Source organism: Mesorhizobium sp. DCY119, from assembly GCF_003590645.1.
Taxonomy (GTDB): Bacteria; Pseudomonadota; Alphaproteobacteria; order Rhizobiales; family Rhizobiaceae; genus Mesorhizobium_M.
The window spans coordinates 4,057,442-4,076,969 of record NZ_CP031834.1; the positions used below are offsets into that span (position 1 = coordinate 4,057,442).

Consider the following 19,528-nt stretch of genomic DNA (forward strand, 5'->3'; position numbering starts at 1 on the left):
CTCCTTGATGGTTGAACTTGATCTTATTTCTGCTTTTCCGCGGCTCGCCTACGCAGTTGTTCCGCCCCCGCGATATCCTCGCCGTTAGGTCCGGGAACATAGTCGGGGACGTGTTCGCCAGCGTCGAGGAAATTGAAACCGGGCATTTCGCGGGTCACGACAAAGATGTTGTCGATCGACACGCCGGCCACGTCGACCAGCACCTGGCTCAAGCCTTTCGCCAGTTGGCTCTTCTGTTCCGGTGTTCGACCGTTTCGAATATCACAAGTAATGATTGGCATCATGACCTCCTTTGTTGTGTGGGTTCTTTACGCAAACGCCTGAGCCAGTTGCCGCGTTTATGGCTTTGCTTCAAGGCCCGTTCCGAAAACGTACTTCCAGTCGTGGATCTCGACTCTCTCGTAGACGCCCAACGTCTGGAACGGATCCTTGGATGCCCACTCCTTAGCGGCCGCGGCATCAGCGGCATCGATCAGAAACAGACCGCCAACCGCATGTCCTTCAGGGCCAATCAGCGGCCCGGCGGCGAGAATGGACGCGCCACTGCCTTTGACGTAATCAAGATGAGCCGGGCGATGCTCGACCCGTAGCGGCGCTGCTGATGCCTTGTCGCGGCAATGAATGGCAAACATGGTATGGTACTTTCCTATCGGTTACTCGTGTTGGACGCTCGGACTGCCAAACTCCGTTGCAGTCAAAAGCGCCGAATCTCACCCTTGTCTGAGGCGGCCGAACACCCGCTCCGATACGGGAGTTGGCAGCGAACGCATTGCCGGCTGACACTCATCTCCCACCCCGAAAGCTCTACTTCACTCCGTGAATCTCCACGGCGCCAACCCCCGAGAATTTTGCCAGAAATCGGTCACCTTCCTTGATCGGCTGCTGCCGGAGAAATGAGCCGGTCATCACCAGCGAGCCCGGCTTGAGCGAGGCTTCGTAGCGTTTCAGGCGTTCCTTCAGCCAGAGGATCGAGTTTAGCGGGTTCCCGAGCACGGCCGACCCGGCTGCGGTTCCGACTGCTTCTCCGTTGACTTCGAGACTGCATTCGACCTTGGAAAAATCAATGTCCGGGGACATCGGGATACCTTTGCCGAGAACGATCGCGGTATGCTCCGCATTGTCCGCCATTGCGCCGCCGAAATCCGTGATCGGTACGCGCTTCTCGATGATCTCGAAGGCCGGAAAGCAGTTGGTCACCGCCTTACGAGCATCCTCGATTGTGACAGCGTTGATGATATTCTCGTTGATCTCAAAACAGATTTCGCATTCGGCATGGGGCTGCACGAGGCTGGAAAGCGAAAGGTCGTGTCCACTTTGGTAGGTTCGTGAACTCCGAAGACTGCCGAATGCGGGTTCTGAGATCCCAAGCTGCTGTTGAACGGCGGGATTGGTGGCCGCGACTTTCCAACCGATGCGGATATCGCCTTCGCGGTCGTACAAATCCTGCATCGCAATCTGGACACGGAAACCATCTTCCGTACTCAGCATTTTCACGAAGCCCTCTGGAACGCCGACGCTGCGACGCCAATTCCAGAAAGCATCGACGGCTTCAGCTATGCTCGACAACGCGACCTCCTGTTTCATTGCTGCCAAGGCGACCATTTGCCTGCTCGTTCCTCACCGTATTTCGCAGGACGCCGATGCCTTCGACCTCGACTTCGCAGACATCGCCGTCCTTCATCCACAAAGGCGGCTTGCGGCCGGCGCCGACGCCCGCAGGCGTCCCGGTGATGATTGCATCCCCTGGCTCCAGCGTCATAGTCTGACTAAGATCGGATATGAGCTTGGCGACAGAAAACACGAGGTCGTTGGTATTTGCCTTTTGAACAACGGCGCCGTTCAGGCGGGTCGTGATGGAAAGCCCCGCAGCGCCGGCGGGGAGTTCATCGGCTGTCACGAGGGAGGGACCGAAAGCGCCGGTCCCGTCAAAATTCTTGCCGATGGTCCACTGGGGCGTACGAAGCTGAAAATCACGCACCGAGGCGTCGTTAAAGATCGAATAGCCGAGGACGTGGCTCAACGCTTCGCTTTGAGGAATATATCGACCGCCCTGCAAAAGTACGACGGCGACTTCTCCCTCATAATCAAGCTGATCGGATGAAACAGGCTTGATGATCGGGGCTAGGTGACCGATCAGGCTAGACGGGAACCGTGGAAACACCGTGGGATAGTCAGGAACTTTGAAGCCGGTCTCCGCCGAGTGGTCAACGTAGTTCAAGCCGACGCAGATCATTTTGGAAGAACCGACGAACGGCGGAAGAAACGTAACGGACGCTGTGTCAATCTCCAGACCGCTCGAAAGTACCTCCTCGACTTCAGCGAGAGACATCTTCTCGATCAACGCGCGGTCAAGGTCGCCCGGATATTGTTCGTCCGACGACATCCACCCCCGGTAATTCTGACCGCTACCGATCGCAAGGCCCAACCGGCCTCCTCTTGCGAAGCGCATCAACCGCATAGCTTTCCCTTTCGTGCCTAGATGCTCAGCCACGATGGCGGCTGCAGGACGTCATGTTGCCCCGAATAACTCCAGAACCGCTCCGTCGTCAACTAAAAATCTTTATTCCATGTGAAGCCGAGATGTCGTGCAACTCCGATCCTGCGACGATAAAAAAGCAAAGAACGCCCAACGGGTCCGCATCTGGATTGGTAACCGAGAACTCGACACAAAAATTATATCTGTAAAATCAGTGCTTTACTAGATTCCAGATATCGCGGCAGGTTCACCTTCATGAATTCGACCCTAGGGCGCTCACCTCACCCTAGCACATCTCCAAAATAAAAAGATGATAGAGATTTTTGTAGACTTTACCGGACGCCTCTGCAATATCGCAACGGGAACTAGAAAATCGATCTCGTCGGAGCCGTCCTACCGGAAATTGCATGCTTATTTGCGGGGCGCAGCAGGGAGGAGCCTGATGGCAAGTTAAAACGCGATCTGCTCCGAGCGCCCGGATCGGGCAAACCAGCGCCGGCGAATCGGCGCCGAGCCCAAGGAGGAACACATGAAGACACGTCAATTTCTCGTGGCGATGGCGGCCGTTCTGCCTGCCACCGCATTTGCTCAGACGGCCGACGAATTGAAGGCCGATGCGACGACGCCCGGCGACGTCCTCACCTACGGAATGGGCTACGGCCTCCAGCGATACAGCCCACTCGACCAGGTGAACAAGGATACGGTCGGCAAGCTAAGGCCGATCTGGAATATCACCATCTCTAGCGATCGCGGCGAGGAGGCGCAGCCGCTCGTGTACAACGGGGTCATCTACACAACGACCCACAACGCAACAATGGCGATCGACGCGGCGACTGGTCGCCAGTTGTGGCGTGCGGCGTTCGAGTATCCGCCAGAAACAAATGCTCTAGCCTGCTGCGGCATCGTCAACCGCGGGGCGGCGCTCTTCGATGGTAGGCTCTACCGCACCACGCTCGATGCGCATGTGATCGCCCTCGACATCCAGGACGGCAAAGAGCTGTGGCGGTCCAAGGCGACCGAGATAGCCGATGGCTATTCCTTTACGGTGGCTCCACTTGTCGCCAACGGTGTCGTTATCACAGGTATTTCAGGCGGCGAATACGGCACCCGCGGTTTCATCGACGGCTGGGACGCGGCAACCGGCAAGCAGTTGTGGCGACGCTTCACAATTCCGGAGCCAACCGAGAAGGGCGGCGATACCTGGCCCGGCGATACCTGGAAGCGTGGCGGTGGCCCGGCTTGGTTGACCGGCTCCTACGATCCCGACCTTGACCTCGTCTATTGGGGCACCGGCAACGGCGGCCCATGGAATCCTAACGTCCGCAAGGGTGACAACCTCTACATCTGCTCGGTTCTCGCCATCCGCCCGAAGACTGGGGAAATCGTCTGGTATTATCAGTTCTCGCCGAACGATCCCTTCGATTATGACGGAACCAACGAGCTGGTTCAAGCTGATTTGACTATAGAAGGGCAGGCCAAGAAGGTTATCATGCAAGCGAACCGCAACGGGTTCTTCTATGTGATAGATCGAGAGAACGGAAAGCTTCTCACAGCCAGTCCCTTCGTCAAGGACATAAACTGGGCGACTGGCATAAACCTTGATTCCGGCCGGCCAATCGAATCTGAAGAAATGAAGAAAATGCGCGAAACCGGCGCGCCCTTCGTGGTGGTGCCGTCGGCGCTTGGTGGCAAGAACTGGCCGCACATGGCGTTCAATCCCGACACCGGCCTCGTATACGCCAATACACTCAACGCCACGATGCACTATGAGCCGATCGCGCCCGAGTACCGCCAGGGGACCTTCTATCTCGGCATCAACTTTCTCGGCGTGAACTGGCCTGACAAGGAGCGCGGCTATCTAAAGGCGATCGATCCCTTGACCGGCAAGGCGAAGTGGGAGCGACCATACGAGATTCCAAGCTTCTCCAGCGTGCTTACCACCAAGGGCGGCCTTGTCTTCTCAGGCGACATGACTGGCATGTTCTCCGCCTACGACGCCGATAGTGGCAAGAAGCTGTGGGACTATCAGACCGGCTCAGGCATCATTGGCCAGCCTATCACCTGGGAAAGCGGCGGAAAGCAATACGTCACGGTGTCGAGTGGCATTGGTGGCGTCTACGCTCTGTTTGTTGGCGACGAGCGGCTAGCCAACGTACCCACGGGCGGCAGCCTGACCACCTTCGCTCTTGGCGATTAGAGCGTTTGGTGGCTGGATTGAATCGTTCTGCCGGAGGCAATTCGATTCAAGGTCGAGGGCTTCGGTGCAGGTCGTACCGGTGGTACGGCCAAGTCCGAAGACGGACGGATTTGGATCGAATTGACCCGGCCCGCCGGTCGGCTCCGATTACTTTGCAATCGGGAAAGGACGACCGGCAGAGAGTAGACCTTTCGTTTTGCCGTAGGCAAAACAGACGGGTGGTTTCCCGCTGTCGAACGCGCGCCATCCGAGAAGCAAAACTGCTTCAATCTGACCATGAAACGCTCCAACGGACCGGCTGCCCGGATCGTTTCGCCCCCCGTTGCTGTTCGCGGAGATGACGATGACTGCGAGACTTCTTGCTTGCGCCCTTGCCTTCGCCGCATTGCCGCCCGGATCCGTAGTCGCCGGCGAAGTCGCGGCCGGATCCAAGATCTACCGGACGTTCTGCAGCCATTGCCATGGCGCGAAGATGGTCAATCCGGGCAATTCCTCGTTCGACCTGAGGAAGTTTTCCGAAACCGACGAAGAGCGCTTCCGGACCTCGCTAACCAAGGGCAAAGGGGCAATGCCACCGTTTGGGAAGAAGCTGAAGCCAGAGGAGATCGACAATCTATGGGCGTATATTCTCACGGATGGAAAAGACTGACGGGGCTCGTCGCTGCGGCTTTTGTCGCAATGTTTGCCGGACCGACATTCGCAGGCACGCTGCGCATCTGTCTAGACGATGACGCGCCGCCTTATTCCTTCAAGCGGAAGAGTGGCACGGGCGGGTTCGACCTCGCTTTCGGAATTCAACTCGCACAGCGCCTCGGCCGCGTCTTCGAGGCTCAATGGTTCGAGAGCGAGTATGAGAAAGAGGAAAGCCTGGCGTTGGACGCCAACGCGCTTCTCTCGGCGGAAAAATGCCATCTTTTCGCCGCCTATCCGCTATTTTCGGGCATGCTGGGGCTGCCCGCGATAGAAAATGGTAAGCTGCCGGAGCATGAGGGCGGACGCGGCGGCCCTCGCGGGCAGCGCGTCAGACTGGGCGTGCTGGTCGCCACGCATGCCTATCACGCCGCACCGCTGGAGATCATCCTCGGTTCACGCATTGATCGACAAGTGAAAAGCCTGGCCGATTTGAAGGGGCTAAAGCTCGGCGCGCGCGCGGCGACGCTCGCCGGCACTCTCCTACTCTCCTACAAGGGAGGCGTCTATATGCCGGATATCGTCACGCTGCCGGTGCGAGAGGACGTACTCCCGGCACTCGAGGATGGAAAGTTCGATGCGACGCTAGTCGAGCGGCATCATTTCGATGCTTGGAAGAAACGCCATCCGGACAGCAAACTCAAGACCAGCGGTTACTATCATCCTGTGATCGTCAATTTCGGCTACACGGCGCTCGAAACCAACGCAGCGTTGGTCAGCGAAGTCAATATCGCGATTGGAGCGATGATCGCGGACGGCACCGCCGCGCGCATCGCCGCCGAAGCTGGCATGACCTTTTTCATGCCGACGGCTCCCGAGGTGATCGAACGGCTCACGCCGGGTATGCTTGCCGGCGGGTAGTAGCATTCGAGTCAATCGCCATTTTCCGAAGGATTGCGCTCGACGGTGCCTCTCAAAGGAAGGGGAAGCGCTGGTCGTCCCCTTCCGCAGGCGCCGCTTGCGCTCGATGATTGCCTATATGCGCTTCAGGCCACGGTCCCGTCGCATCAAGCGGTTCCTCCCGTAGCCTTCTTGCGATTCATCAGGCCGTGGGAAGGATCATAGGCAAAGACCGCGCCGCCGAGGAACAGCACCGTGCAACCGACGACGACGGCCAATGAAAACCACTCAACCTGGCCATAGAAGGCGAAGCGGATCAGTTCCACGATATAGGTGAAGGGGTTGGCGAGACAAATCTTAAAAAGCAGGGGGCTCGATTCCTGAATCCGCCACAACGGATAGAGCGCCGGCGAGGCGAAATACATCGGGAAGATCACGAAATTCATGACGCCCGCGAAATTCTCAAGCTGCTTGATCATCGAGGAAAGCAGCAGGCCCAGAGAACACAGCATCATGCCGGAAAGATACAGCGCCGGAAGTACCAGCAAATAGCCAATCTGCGGCGCCTTGACGCCCCAGAACCAGGCGACGGCGAGGAACACATAGACCTGCGCCAGCGACACCACGACGCCGGCAAGCAGTTTCGACACCAGCAGGAACCAGCGCGGGAAGGGACTGACCAGCAGGGTGCGCATGTTGCCCATCTCGCGGTCGTAGACCATCGAGAGCGACGACTGCATGCCGGAAAACAACAGGATCATGCCGCACAGGCCGGGCGTGATGTAGACCTCGTAGAGCACGTAGGTCTTGTAGGGCGGGATGATCGACACGCCGAGCACCTGGCGGAAGCCGGCGGCGAAGATGAACAGCCAGAGCAGCGGACGAACCAGCGACGAGATGAAGCGTTCACGCTGGTTGAGGAAGCGCAGCCCTTCGCGGTCCAGCACACCCTTCAGGCAGACGAGGTAGTTGTAAAGGCCGAAGGCTGGTGCCGCGACCGGCGTCGCGCCGACGGCGATCGCTTTGCCGACCACAGGCGTGTTCATGGCAAAACTCCCTGCACGGCGGCCGGCGCCTTGCGGCTGAGCTTAGAAAAAGCCTCGCCGATGGTCTTCGACCCTGTCTCGCCGATGACGTCGGCGCCGACGCCCTTGGCGACGACCTTGCCCTCGGAAAGCACGACGACATGATCGCCGTCCTCGACCTCGTCGATCAGATGCGTCGCCCAGAAGGCGCTGATGCCTTCGGTCGCCACCAACCGGCGGATGTCGGCGAGGATGCCCGCGCGGGACTGGACATCCAGCCCGACCGTCGCCTCGTCGAGCAGCAGCAGATGCGGCTTGTGCAGCAGGGCGCGGGCGATCTCGACGCGCCGCATCTGGCCGCCCGACAGGCTGCGCGCCTTGTCATGCAGACGGCCGCTCATGTCGACAGTCTCCAGCACCGCGCCGATCCGGGTTCGCGCCTCCCGCGCGCCGATGCCGTGCAGCGAGGCGTGGTAGGAGAGGTTCTGGTAGACGCTGAGGTCGAGGTCGAGCGTGCGCGCCTGGAAGATGATGCCCAGCCTGCGCAGCGCCTCGCCGGAAGCGCGGGTCACGTCATGGCCGAAGATGCGGATCTGGCCGTGCCGCGTGTCGTAGAGATGGCTGATCAGCGAGAACAGCGTCGTCTTGCCGGCTCCGTTCAGGCCGAGCAGAACGGTGAAGGTGCCGGGCGCGATCACGAAGGAAACGTTGTTCAGCGCAAGCTTCGGGCCATACGAGTGACTGACGGCGGAGACCTCGAGAGCTGCCGCGCCATTCAAGCCGCCACCCGCTTTTACATGCTCCAAAACCGTGTTTCCTCAATACGTTTCAACCGGAACAGTGCCTCGGTAAGCTGTAGCAGTCCTATTCGATGGTTGACTCTGACCCGCAAGATTCGGCGCCGACCAAGTGTAGGTGCCGGGACCTTACTGGCGCCACCTGTGCGCTTGTGGCGCCTGTCTTCTCAGTCGCGGCGCCGGCCACACTCCCGCTTGCGTCCAGGCTTGGCTCTCCGTTAGCGCCAAGTCAGCCGGCGTAGCGAAAACGCTTGCCCTCTGAGGCTTTGGACTTGCTGATTCAATTGGGAGCGACCACTACAGCCCACGGAAGCGCGCCGACAGTGATCGACTGGATCGGTTCATCGGTCGTGACGTCGATGAAGGTGACGTCGTTCGAGGCGCCGTTGGTGCTGATGATCGTCTTCTGGTCGGGGGTGAATGCGAGTTGCCAGACGCGCTGGCCAACCAGCACGTATTTTTCGACTTCGTAGGTTTCGGTGTTAACGACTGCGACATGGTTTGCCGGGCCGAGAGCGACATAGGCTTTCTTGCCGTCAGCGGTGATTCGGACGCCAACAGGTTGAATCGATTCCGCACTCATGCCGGGGAGTTCGAAGTTAATCTTTTGCTTCACCTCACGGCTAGCGATGTCGATTACCGAGACCGTTCCCCCGATTTCCGCACTGACCCAGACCTCGGAACCGTCGGGTTTGAATTCGACAAAACGCGGCCTTGAATCAACCAATACGTTGTCCGTGATCCTATTGCTCGACGTATCGATGAAATGGGCCATGTTCGTCGTCTCCGACGTACTGACCACTACGGTTCCGTCCGGGCTGATGCCCATGCCCTCGGGTTCGACGCCAACCGGAATTTCAGCTAACACCTTCTTTGAAGCAAGCTCGATCACCGTGACCATATTGTCATCCTCATTGGCGACATAGAGCCTTTTGCCGTCGGGCGAGAGAACGAACAGTTCAGGATCAGGCCCGGACGGCAGCGATCCGATGATCTTGTGAGTAGCCGTGTCGATTATCTCGATGATGTCGTCGTCGCTGACGCAGACATATATCATCTTGCCGTCATGCGAGATCGTGATGCCGCGTGGGCGCTGGCCGACATCGATCGTCCCGACCACCTCCATTGAGTTCGAATCTATGACACTGACCGTGTTGTCTTTTTCGTTGGAAACGTAAACCGTGTATGCCGATGCCGGATTGGCGAAGAAACCCGCAAGCATGGCGGCAGCAAAAAATGTCAGTCGTCGTCCCGTCATGAACCTTCTTCCTCTGGTTGGTGCTTTTTTACTTGAGGGCGCATTTCGTTTCCGGCCGGTCGATTCCTAGCGTGTCAAGTTCGGAAGCGTGATGCAGAAAGCCCTCCTGTGGCGAGGTCGACACGACGGAACGCCCGTCGCCGAGGAAGATCGGCTGCCGCAATTGCCAATTCCATTTGCGGAACGTTAACTTTTGACCTTTGAATGCGGCGATCGAGAAATCGTCCGAGCGGATAAACTCACCCATCTTCTGAGGCTCGGCGCTGTGCGTTCGGGTTGCGGCCTCACCGATGATCCTCACCGCCGTCCATGCCGCCATGTCCTTGGAAAGCATGCGCCGTGCATTAGCCTTGGCGAAGCGATTCTGGATTTGCGTACCGCCCCACTGTTCACTCGCCGGGTGCCAGGCAGAGGGGACAAGGCCCGCGGTTCCCGCGACCGGCCGCGGGATCCAGGTCCGAAATGGTACGTACGTGCCGAACACCTCGCTTTCGTCGGCGACCAAGACGACGTCGTGATCAGGAAGATCTTGTGTGAACACGGGCATCTGTCGCTGAACCTGCACGACTCCGGAATCCGTCCTTCGCGCTGTGCCGGTATCTTCGAACAGGTTCTCAGAGACGATCTCGCCGCCAAAGCGTGTAGCCGCGCGGCGCAGCGCTTCGGCGAAAAGTTGATCGCGCTCATGAGAGCCATATAGCAGGACCCATCGCCGCCATTGCTTCCAGATCAGATACTGCGCGAGACCGTCAGCCAGCATCGTGCGCGTGGGCGCGATGTGAAAGACGTTCGCACGGCACTCTTCCTCACGCAGAATGTCGTCAGTCGCACCGACATTGAAAAGCAGGATGCCATTGTCGCGCGCAATGCTTGCGACCGACAGCAGGTGCCTAGCCGAGATGTCCGCAAGCACGTAGCGGTCACCTTTGGCAGCCATCGCCTTGATGGCCGATACCACGCCCGTATCGGGTTTCACCTCGACTACATCCAGCGTGAATTTCTGATGGAGAAAGGTGCCTGTCGTGTTGTTGTCGCCGATTGCCACTTCTGCGCCAGCAACACCTTCGTCACGTGGGGGGATATCCAAGACGGAGAGGGCCAGTTGCGGCTCATAGGCGCGCAGATAGCCGATCCTGATTTCGGTGATATGCCTTTCCTGCTGTGCGAGAGCCATGGCCGGTCGGCTCTCCTGCGCCATGACCAACGAAAAGTTGACCGCAAGGGAAAAAAGGAGAGACAACGCCGTGCTTGGCAAAATATTCATCGATACAACTACTTCTCCTATTGCGCTAAGCGGGCACGCCAAGCGACACCACGGTGTCACTCACCAAGATCGGCAAAAAAGCAGTCCGACGATCAGCACCCCTCACCTCGGCGCGGTTCAGCGGAAATTCGATGATGGTTGCATCCTGCCACGCTGAGCGAATCCAACACGGCCTTCACCACGGGCACTCGGTGCTTCAAAGTGAGGCGGTCCGATCGACCGTAGAACCCAGCCTGCGTTCTGAATTGCAGCGAAGCTCGTAACGACTTAATAGTTTGCAGTCAACTAAAATCTTTTTTCTGCTGTTTGTGGTCATTGTGACGTCAGCTCAGCGTGGAAAGGTGAAGAACCAGAATTGAACGCTGATGTGGCGCGCGCCGTCCTTAGATGCGGCCTTCTTGCCTAATTTGGCGCGACTCCTTGCGAGATCGAAGCTCATCGCTGAGAGAGATGGGAAGTTCGTCGCACGGGCACAGGTCCGACATTTTGAGAATTTAAATAGACGATATTAATTATTGTAGACTTTTTGTCGTATCTCTGCAACTTTGTCCCTATGGCCATCAGATCAAAATCCAGCCTGACGGAGACCACCTATCGCAAGCTGCATGCTCACGTGTTGGGCACGCAGGCGAAGCCGAGCGGCAAGTTGAAGATCGCTGAGCTGGCCCAGTCCTTGTCGGTAAGCCCCAGCGTCGTGCGCGAGGGCCTGTCCCGATTGGTGTCGGAAGGGTTGGTCGTGGCCGAGCCACAGCGCGGATTTCGCGTCGCACCCTTTGAGATATCTGAGGTCCGTCACCTCTTCGAAGCACGCGTTGAAATCGAGTGTCTTTGCCTTGCGGACGCCATAGAGAACGCGACTCTGGTCTGGGAGGGGCAACTGCTCGCAGCTCTTCATGAGTTGGCGAGGACCCCCGAAGAACCCGGACAGCACCCGGAGGACGCTTCTAGCACCTGGCTGAAAGCCCATGCGGAGTTCCACACGGCACTGGTCAGTTCGTGCCGGAATCCCTGGTATCTGAAGATGCGATCGCATCTCTTTGTCCACAGCGAGCGCTTTCGGGCGCATGTCTTGCGGCTTCCGACGATTGACCGCGACCTTCAGGGCGAGCACCGGCAGATCGCCGATGCGGCCATCGCACGGGACGTGCAATCCGCCTGCGCGTTGATGACCGTTCATCTCAAGCGGACCATCAGAGATTTGAGCTGGGAAGGGCATCGCGACGGAGAAATGCAGACAATTTAGCCGGCGCATGTGGCCGCTGTGGCCCCATGCCGGGAGAAACTTAGGAGGAAAGAATGGGAAAGATTTTCAATACGTCTATACGCCGTCGTTCGTTTCTTGGAGGCGCAAGCGGACTTGCCGTGGTGCTTGGCCTTCCGCAAGCGCTGATGTCCCGCGCCTATGCGGGCCAGACGCTGAACGTCATGATCGTACAGCCGCATGCGGGCTCGGTGGAAATTCTGAAGAACGAATTCCTGAAGCAGACAGGCGTCACCCTCAACATCACGGCAGTACCCTACGACCAGCTACAGCAGCAGGCGACGCTGGACGTGCAGTCGGGCAACAACCAGTACGACGTGATCGACTACTGGTACACAAGCGTGGGGGCGCTCGCTACCGAAGGGACCATCCTCGACATTACTGACCGCATCGACGCCCATAAAGGCGATATCAATCCGGATGACTTCATCCCCGGCGTTAGAGATACCTACACGCTGGTGAATGGCCGCTACTACGGCCTGCCTTATGACAGGGACACCCATGTTCTTTTCTACAACAAGGAGATTTTCGACCGTCACGGCCTGAAAGCACCTTCGACCTGGGACGAATACTTCGAGGCCGCAAAAGTCATCACCGAAGCGGAGAAGGCGAACGGAATTTACGGCGCCATCATAATGGGCTTCAAGGCGCCGATCATTCTCGGCGGCGCTTACGTCAACCGGCTCGCAGGCTTTGGCGGAAGCCTTATCGTCGACGGCAAGGCCAACCTCGCCTCCGAAGAGGCGATCGCCGCAGCCGTTGAACTCAACCGGGCGGCCCCTCATTGCCTTCCAACACCCAGCGAGGTCGCGTTCGAGCAGGGCCTCCCGGCGTTTCTCTCCGGGAAAGGGGCGATGATCGAGTTTTGGACGGACATGGGCATTTATGCCCAGGATCCGAAGGGCTCCAAAATCATAGACAAATGGGAAGTCGTTCAGCTTCCGCGCGGCGGAAAGGCCAAGAAATCGCTGGCCGCTCTGAATGCAGGATTCGCCTGGGCGATCCCCGCCGGATCCAAAAATCCAGATCTCGCTTTCGACTTCATCCGCTGGGCCGTCACTCCCCAGATCTGCGAAAAGCTGCTTCTGACGACCGGCACCGGAATAGACCCCATTCGGAAGTCGAACCTCGAATCGGCGGCCTTCGGCAACTTTGCGCCGAAGGTGAAGCGCGCCATCGAGGAGTCGATCGGCAACGACCTGGCATGGCCGACTATCCCGCAGTCGCCCGAATTGATGCAGTCCCTCTGCGATGAGCTGTCGGTCATGCTGGCCGGACAGAAAACGCCCGAACAGGCGATGGGCGACGCCCAGACCACCTGGGAGCGGATCATTGGCTAGCGGGTACGCCATAACGTCGAGCCAAGCGGCGGTACGGCAGGCCGGGAACCCGACCCAAGCGCGGTGGCGAATTTCGTCCCGCGCAACCGCTGTCGTGATGCTGGCGCCGCTGGCGATAGGGCTTCTGCTTTTCGCGGTGTATCCGCTGCTCTATTTGGTCGCCTTGTCCCTAACCGAGTCAACGCTGGGAGATCCATTTCGCGCCTTCATGGGTTTGGGCAACTATTCCTGGCTCTTGTCGCGCTGGGATTTTCCGGCAGCATTGCTGCGGACCTTGCTTTTCGCCATTCCGGTCGCCTTGCTCCAGATGGTCCTCGGGGTCGCGCTTGCGGTACTGCTGATCGACTTGCGCCGGCACAGCAGTTTGGTGCGCTCCGTGATCCTGCTTCCTCTGATGACGCCGCCGCTGCTTGTCGGCGTCGCCTGGAAGCTTATCCTTGCTCCGGGCGGCGGTCTGCTGAACGGCGTCCTCCAGCGTTGGGGAATTACAAGCGGACCCATTTCCTTCCTGGGCTCGGAGCCTTGGGCGAGCCTGTCCCTGTTCGTAGCTGACACGTGGCAGTGGACGCCATTTGTCGCGATTCTCGCCTATGCCGCGCTCTTGCAGGTGCCGGACGACATCCGCGAGGCGGCGCAGATCGACGGCGCCCGCCCCTCGGTCATCTTCTGGCGCATCGTCCTTCCGATCGCGGCGCCCGGATTGATAGCCGTGCTGTTGCTGCGCATCATCATGGCCTTCAAGACGTTCGACCTGGTCTACATCCTGACCTTTGGCGGTCCTGGCTATGCCACATCCTATGCGAGCTTTGTAATCTGGCAGAGCGGCTTGCAGAAGTTCGACGTTGGGACAGCGGCCGCGCAGACCGTCATCTTCGCGTTGTTCGTCTCACTCGTCACGCTACCGATCCTATGGCTGCACAAATACAGTGAGAGGCATCAATGATGCAGGTCGGATCGAGCTTTGCGGGAAATAGCGGGAGAGGTGAACGCGACGGGCGACTTTCAAGGAAACCCGGGCGGTGGCCTGCGTGGCGATACGCATTTAGAGTAGGCGCACTCAGCGTCGCCCTGGGCTTCTTTTTCCTGCCTATCGTGTTTTTGTTCTCAACCTCCTTCAAATCTCCGGACCAGGTTCTTCTCGGAACGTTCTTTCCGGCCGAGCCGGGCTTGGATAACTGGACCAAGGCCTTCGAGATCGTCGATCTGACGGGGTATGTCTGGCGTTCTCTTCTGATCTCGGTGGCGTCGGCGATCCTGACGCTGTTGATCGCCGTTCCCGCTGCCTATGCCGTGGTGCGGCTGCAGGTGGGCGCGGCTCTGGGATCGATCACGCTCGGCTCCTATATAGCGCCGCCGGTGGTCGCGCTCCTGCCACTGTTCTTTTTGCTGAGGAAGCTCGAACTGCTCAACAGCTTTCCCGGAATGATTCTGGTTTACGGCCTCATGAACGCGCCGGTCGCCTATTGGCTCATGCGCGGCTTCATAAAAGAGGTTCCGCGCGCCCTCGACGAAGCCGCCTGGATCGACGGCGCCGGCTACCTCAAGACCTTCCTTGTCATCGACCTGCCTCTTCTGGTGCCGAGCATGATCTCGACGGCGCTTATCGCCGGCATCCTAGCCTACAACGAGTTTCTTTTCGCCTCGGCCTTCGCGCAGAATCCGTCCGTGCGCGGCCTGACGGTCGGCATATCACTCTTCCAGGGTGAGAGGCTCGTGAACTTCGGGCAGATGGCGGTGGCGTCGATCGCCGGCATCGTTCCGATCTATCTGATCGCACTGTTGATGCAGAACCGCTTGGTCGGTGGCCTCACGGCGGGGGCGGTCAAGTAATCAAGTAAGCAGTGACGCTGCAGCCTTGTGAAATCTCATTTGCGGTGGAGAATCATGACCAACATCACCATTACCGATCTCGAGAAGCGCTACGGCTCGGTCGGCGTGCTGCATGATATTCATCTCACCATAAATCAGGGGGAGTTCGTCGTGCTCGTCGGACCGTCAGGCTGCGGCAAGAGCACATTGCTGCGCATCATTGCCGGGCTGGAAACGATTTCTTCGGGCGTCATCAGCTTTGGCGGCCGGCCTGTCAACGCTCTGGCACCCCAAGATCGCAACATAGCGATGGTCTTCCAGTCCTATGCGCTCTATCCGCACATGACTGTCCGCAAGAACCTCGCCTTCGGCCTCGAGCAGGCGAAGATGCCACGCGCCGAGATCGAACGCAGAGTTCTGGCCGCGGCGCGGACGCTCAACATCGAGCAGATGATGGATCGCTACCCTCGATCACTGTCGGGTGGCCAGCGGCAGCGGGTGGCCATGGGGCGGGCCATGGTACGTGAACCCGTGGCCTTCCTGTTCGACGAGCCTCTTTCCAATCTCGACGCGCAATTGCGCGTGACGATGCGCAGTGAAATCCGCTCCCTGCAGCGCCAGCTCGGCGTGACGACGGTCTATGTGACTCACGATCAGGTCGAAGCGATGACGATGGCCGACCGCATCGTCCTCATGAAGGACGGGCGGATCGTGCAGGTGGGAACTCCGCTTGAACTCTACGACAACCCATCCAGCGCCTTCGTCGCCCAGTTTATCGGATCGCCTCAGATGAACATGCTGACCGGCATCAATGTGGGCCAGCGAATCCGCGTCGGAGAGGGGCCTTCATCTCCAAGCATTGCCGCTCCGAGCGGCGCTCCAGGCGATATTCTTGTGGGCGTTCGGCCGGAACACATGCGTCTCGCATCTGACCGCGATGCAGGGGAACATGGCTTTTCAGCCCGTGTGCGCAACGTCGAGCAACTTGGCTTCGAGACGGAGCTGATCCTTGATACCGGCAAAGAACTGGTGACCATAAAGCAGGCGGGAAGGATCCGGCCGCAGATCGGGGAGACGGTCAACGTCGCTTTTCTCGAAAGCGACGCGCTCCTGTTCGATCGGCGCAGTGGAGACCGGATTTTCGCTGGAGTAGGCCAGGCCTGAAGTCCGGCGGACATAGCGCTATGGCGACGTTCTGCACCCTCGTGACCTGCGGTCGATGATCGCGACGTAGAGGACTGTTCAGGGCACGTCGCCGACATGCGGGCATAAACCCTGCCGGCGAATGCTCCTGAGGGGCATGGAGCTGGGCCTGGAACGAATATGAAGCCAATCTGTGGAGGCAATGCCATGAACCAATCTGTCGCGCCGCGGATCGCCGCCTCGCGCACCAACTGGGCCGGAAACCTGACCTACGGCGCCGAGCGCTTTGTCGCTCCAACCACGGTCGAAGAGGCGCAGGAGGCCGTAAGGGCGTCAACGAAGGTGCGCGCCGTAGGCACCCGCCACTGCTTCAACGACATCGCAGATACGGATGGAACCCATATTTCGCTGGAGAATCTCAACCGCGTGGTCTCGGTGGACTCTGCGAACCGGCGCGTTACGGTGGAAGGAGGTATCAAGTACGGCGAAATTGGACCATATCTGCACGAGCGTGGGTTCGCGCTTCACAACACGGCGTCGCTGCCTCACATTTCTGTGGCAGGCGCGTGCGCGACCGCAACCCATGGATCGGGAGCTCTGGGCAATCTCGCGGTGGCCGTCGCCGAACTGCAATTCATCGACGGCGCCGGCGACCTCGTGTCCCTTTCGCGCGCTGCCGATGGCGACACGTTCGCCGGTGCCGTCGTCAATCTCGGCGCGCTTGGTGTCGTGACGAAGTTCACATTGGATCTGCAGCCCGCCTTTCACGTTCGGCAGGATGTGTTCCGCGGCTTGCCCATTGCGGCGCTCGCAGACCATTTCGACGAGATCGTTTCGAGCGGCTACAGCGTCAGTACCTTCACGGTGTGGCAATCGGACGACATCGAGCAGGTGTGGATCAAGAGCGCGATCCGTGCGGACGCGCCCTTTATCGCCAGGAGCGATCTTTTCGGTGCGCGGCCGGCCACGCAGAACCTGCATCCGATGGAAGGCCTGGATGCCATCCATTGCACCGAGCAGATGGGCGTGCCGGGCGCCGCCCATGAACGACTTCCCCATTTCCGGGCCGGCTTCACGCCGGCAAGCGGCGACGAACTCCAGGTCGAGTATTTTGTACCGAGGACACATGCAACGGGTGCGATACGAGCGCTGCGGAGCCATGGCGGCCTGTTCAAGGATATTCTGGTCGGCGGCGAGATTCGCACGATCGCGGCCGACGATTTCTGGATGAGTCCATGCTACGGGACGCCATGTGTGGCGTTTCACTTTTCTTTCAGGCAGGACTGGCCGGCATTGAAGACAATCCTGCCTAAGGTTGAAACCGCGCTCGCGCCATTCCATCCACGCCCGCATTGGGGCAAGTTGTTCACGATGTCGCCGAAGCGCATACAGGCCCAATATCCGCGGCTGTCGGATTTCAAGGCATTGATCCAAGCGCACGATCCTCACGGAAAGTTCCGGAATAGGTTCGTGGACCGCACGCTCTTCTGAGGAGCGCACAGGGGATCAAGCGCCTCCCGGTGTCGATGGCGAGCCGGGAAGGCGTTCAGAGATTGGCAACCGGACCTGCGGCTGGGTCCTTTCTGCACGAAGCTGTGGCGCGGCCATCAAGCGCGACGCGGTGTCGGTTATGCCGATGTCCGCCACCACAGCGCGATGCCGCCAGCGGCTGGGCGCAGCCCGATATCGTGCGCTCAAGCCGCTATGCGGATGCTCGTCGCCTTGGCGCGCGCCTTGATGAGGTCCGCGGCTTTCTCTGCCACAGCTACGGTCGGGGCAAAGGTATTGCCGGAGATGACCGCCGGCATGACCGATGCATCGACGATCGCCAGGTTTTCCAGGCCATGCACCAGGAGCGAGTCCGGGGAAACGACAGCCAGGGGATCGGTTCCCATCTTGCATGTGCTCGTGGGGTGGAACATCGTCATGCAGTTCTGGCGGATATAGGCGACGATCTCGTCGTCGCTGTTCACCTCCGGTCCCGGAGCGACTTCTTCGCCCCGGTACGGATCGAAAGGCCGTTCCTGCGCGATCTGCCGCATGATCTTCACGCCGCGCACGAGGATCTCCATGTCGTAGGGATCGTCGAAGAAATTGGGCGCGATCAGCGGAGCATCGTACGGGTCCGCGCTCTTCAAACCGACATGACCGATGCTGCGCGGGCGAAGGAGGCAGGCATGCATCGCCCAGCCGTGGCCCCAGAAGCTGTCGGCGGCTTGCGCCGAGGCCATCGTGGAGGTGAAGAACAGCTGAAGATCGGGACGGTCGACATCCGCACCGGACCTGACGAAGCCGCCCGCTTCCGCCGTGTTTGAGGAAAACATGCCACGCCGCGCGGTAAGCCATTTGAGAACGTGCATCGCATTGACGTGCATCGTCGGCCAGGAGATCCCGTAGGTTTGTCTGGTGGTCGATCGCTGCTTGGTCCAGGTGTCGATGTGGTCCTGCAGGTTGCGGCCGACGCCCGGAAGTTCATGCAGAACCTCGATGCCCTGCCTCTTGATTTCGCGCGGATCGCCGACGCCGGACAGCATCAGCAGCTGGGGCGACACGAAGGCCCCTGTGGCCACGACGACCTCCTTGCGCGCGCTGATCTGTGCGGTCTGTTCGCCCCGGGCGTATGAGACCCCGGTCGCGCGCTTGCCTTCGAAGAGGATCTTCAGCGCTTTCGCCTGAGTGATGATCGTCAGATTGGGACGTGAGCTTGCCGGCCTAGCGTAGCTGCTTTCCACCCCGAATCTTTCTCCTCCCTTCTGTGTGAGCCAATGGTAGCCGATGCCCTCCTGGTCGGCGCCGTTGAAGTCGGCATTCAGCTTGTAGCCGGCGGCGGCGCAAGCCTCGAAATAGGTCTGGCACATGGGGTTTGGCGAGCGCGGCGGCGCGACGCTCACCGGTCCGCCAACGCCGTGATAGGCCATGTCGATCTGGTCCTTGACCGGCTTGCCTCCCAGGCGGAAGTTGCGCGTCGCGTCGGGTTCGCTGGCCAGCACGAAGTTCTCGGACTTCTTGAAGTAGGGGAGCAGGTCGTCGTAACCCCAGCCGACGTTGCCCAGGTCGCGCCAATCGTCGTAGTCCCGCTTCTGGCCCCGGATGTAGATCATTCCGTTGACCATGGAGCTGCCGCCGAGCGCCTTGCCCCGCGGCAGCACCATCTTTGTGTTCCCGAGGCCGCGGGAGGGTTCGGCCTCGTAGAGATACATCATCTTGGGGCCGCCCAGGAATGCCAGGTTCGGCATCATGAACGTGACCATCCCGAGCGGCGTGCGCACGATATGCCGCTTGTCGTTGCCGGACGTTCCGAATTCCAGCACGGCGACGGTTACGTTCGGATCTTCCGTGAGCCGGTTGGCGACGACGCAACCTGCGACGCCGCCGCCCACGACGATGTAATCAAACTCTGCCACTTTGCTTTCTCCTCCCACCCGCCT

At 59.5% G+C, this 19,528-nt stretch carries 18 protein-coding genes; 9 read left to right on the forward strand and 9 right to left on the reverse strand.

The window, feature by feature from the left end:
- Positions 1 to 23: 23 nt before the first annotated feature.
- From DZG07_RS19725 to DZG07_RS19740, 4 genes are all read right to left on the reverse strand, one after another.
- Entirely contained in the window at positions 24 to 284 is a 261-nt protein-coding gene (locus DZG07_RS19725; RefSeq protein ID WP_119819984.1) for a tautomerase family protein, read from the reverse strand.
- A 54-nt stretch (positions 285 to 338) separates the two neighbouring features.
- Positions 339 to 632 carry a YciI family protein gene (locus tag DZG07_RS19730; RefSeq protein WP_119819987.1) on the reverse strand — a complete coding sequence of 98 codons (294 nt, stop codon included), beginning with the start codon at positions 630 to 632 and terminating at the stop codon, positions 339 to 341.
- Positions 633 to 804: 172 nt separating this feature from the next.
- Entirely contained in the window at positions 805 to 1,602 is a 798-nt protein-coding gene (locus tag DZG07_RS19735; protein WP_119819990.1) for a fumarylacetoacetate hydrolase family protein, read from the reverse strand.
- On the reverse strand, positions 1,550 to 2,425 hold the full coding sequence (locus DZG07_RS19740) for a fumarylacetoacetate hydrolase family protein (RefSeq protein WP_245429527.1): 876 nt from the start codon (positions 2,423 to 2,425) through the stop codon (positions 1,550 to 1,552). The genes DZG07_RS19735 and DZG07_RS19740 overlap by 53 nt, the downstream gene beginning before the upstream one ends.
- Positions 2,426 to 3,005: 580 nt before the next feature.
- On the opposite strand from DZG07_RS19740, the gene DZG07_RS19745 reads away from it, so the two are divergent.
- The 3 genes from DZG07_RS19745 (at position 3,006) to DZG07_RS19755 (ending at position 6,224) form a co-directional block, all read left to right on the forward strand.
- Entirely contained in the window at positions 3,006 to 4,673 is a 1,668-nt protein-coding gene (locus DZG07_RS19745; protein WP_119819996.1) for a PQQ-dependent dehydrogenase, methanol/ethanol family, read from the forward strand.
- A gap of 343 nt (positions 4,674 to 5,016) precedes the next feature.
- Positions 5,017 to 5,322 carry a cytochrome c gene (locus tag DZG07_RS19750; protein ID WP_162931666.1) on the forward strand — a complete coding sequence of 102 codons (306 nt, stop codon included), beginning with the start codon at positions 5,017 to 5,019 and terminating at the stop codon, positions 5,320 to 5,322.
- Between the two features lie 224 nt (positions 5,323 to 5,546).
- Complete coding sequence (locus DZG07_RS19755) at positions 5,547 to 6,224, forward strand: transporter substrate-binding domain-containing protein (protein ID WP_162931667.1); 678 nt, start codon at positions 5,547 to 5,549, stop codon at positions 6,222 to 6,224.
- Between the two features lie 146 nt (positions 6,225 to 6,370).
- Here DZG07_RS19755 and DZG07_RS19760 read toward each other — a convergent pair whose 3' ends face one another.
- From DZG07_RS19760 to DZG07_RS19775, 4 genes are all read right to left on the reverse strand, one after another.
- Positions 6,371 to 7,249, reverse strand: a complete 879-nt coding sequence (locus DZG07_RS19760; RefSeq protein WP_245429528.1) for an ABC transporter permease — start codon at positions 7,247 to 7,249, stop codon at positions 6,371 to 6,373.
- Positions 7,246 to 8,034 (reverse strand): ATP-binding cassette domain-containing protein, encoded by a 789-nt coding sequence (locus DZG07_RS19765; protein ID WP_119820004.1) that lies wholly within the window; start codon positions 8,032 to 8,034, stop codon positions 7,246 to 7,248. Before DZG07_RS19765 ends, DZG07_RS19760 begins: the two co-directional genes overlap by 4 nt.
- A gap of 271 nt (positions 8,035 to 8,305) precedes the next feature.
- On the reverse strand, positions 8,306 to 9,283 hold the full coding sequence (locus tag DZG07_RS19770; protein ID WP_162931668.1) for a PQQ-dependent catabolism-associated beta-propeller protein: 978 nt from the start codon (positions 9,281 to 9,283) through the stop codon (positions 8,306 to 8,308).
- Between the two features lie 28 nt (positions 9,284 to 9,311).
- Positions 9,312 to 10,481, reverse strand: coding sequence for an ABC transporter substrate-binding protein (locus DZG07_RS19775; protein WP_119820010.1), 1,170 nt, complete (start codon positions 10,479 to 10,481; stop codon positions 9,312 to 9,314).
- A gap of 619 nt (positions 10,482 to 11,100) precedes the next feature.
- On the opposite strand from DZG07_RS19775, the gene DZG07_RS19780 reads away from it, so the two are divergent.
- The 6 genes from DZG07_RS19780 (at position 11,101) to DZG07_RS19805 (ending at position 17,591) form a co-directional block, all read left to right on the forward strand.
- Entirely contained in the window at positions 11,101 to 11,790 is a 690-nt protein-coding gene (locus DZG07_RS19780) for a GntR family transcriptional regulator (RefSeq protein ID WP_119820013.1), read from the forward strand.
- Between the two features lie 209 nt (positions 11,791 to 11,999).
- The gene (locus DZG07_RS19785; RefSeq protein ID WP_245429529.1) at positions 12,000 to 13,148 is read left to right on the forward strand and encodes a sugar ABC transporter substrate-binding protein; all 1,149 of its coding nucleotides are present in this window, start codon (positions 12,000 to 12,002) and stop codon (positions 13,146 to 13,148) included.
- A gap of 97 nt (positions 13,149 to 13,245) precedes the next feature.
- Entirely contained in the window at positions 13,246 to 14,091 is an 846-nt protein-coding gene (locus DZG07_RS19790) for a sugar ABC transporter permease (RefSeq protein WP_119820019.1), read from the forward strand.
- Between the two features lie 224 nt (positions 14,092 to 14,315).
- Positions 14,316 to 14,978: a carbohydrate ABC transporter permease gene (locus DZG07_RS19795; protein WP_245429530.1), complete on the forward strand. Its 663-nt coding sequence runs from the start codon at positions 14,316 to 14,318 to the stop codon at positions 14,976 to 14,978.
- 54 nt (positions 14,979 to 15,032) lie between these two features.
- Entirely contained in the window at positions 15,033 to 16,121 is a 1,089-nt protein-coding gene (ugpC, locus tag DZG07_RS19800; protein ID WP_119820021.1) for a sn-glycerol-3-phosphate ABC transporter ATP-binding protein UgpC, read from the forward strand.
- 186 nt (positions 16,122 to 16,307) lie between these two features.
- Entirely contained in the window at positions 16,308 to 17,591 is a 1,284-nt protein-coding gene (locus DZG07_RS19805) for an FAD-binding protein (RefSeq protein WP_119820024.1), read from the forward strand.
- A gap of 203 nt (positions 17,592 to 17,794) precedes the next feature.
- Here the strand turns inward: DZG07_RS19805 and DZG07_RS19810 are convergent, their stop codons facing one another.
- Positions 17,795 to 19,504, reverse strand: a complete 1,710-nt coding sequence (locus tag DZG07_RS19810; RefSeq protein ID WP_119820027.1) for a GMC family oxidoreductase N-terminal domain-containing protein — start codon at positions 19,502 to 19,504, stop codon at positions 17,795 to 17,797.
- Positions 19,505 to 19,528: the final 24 nt, after the last annotated feature.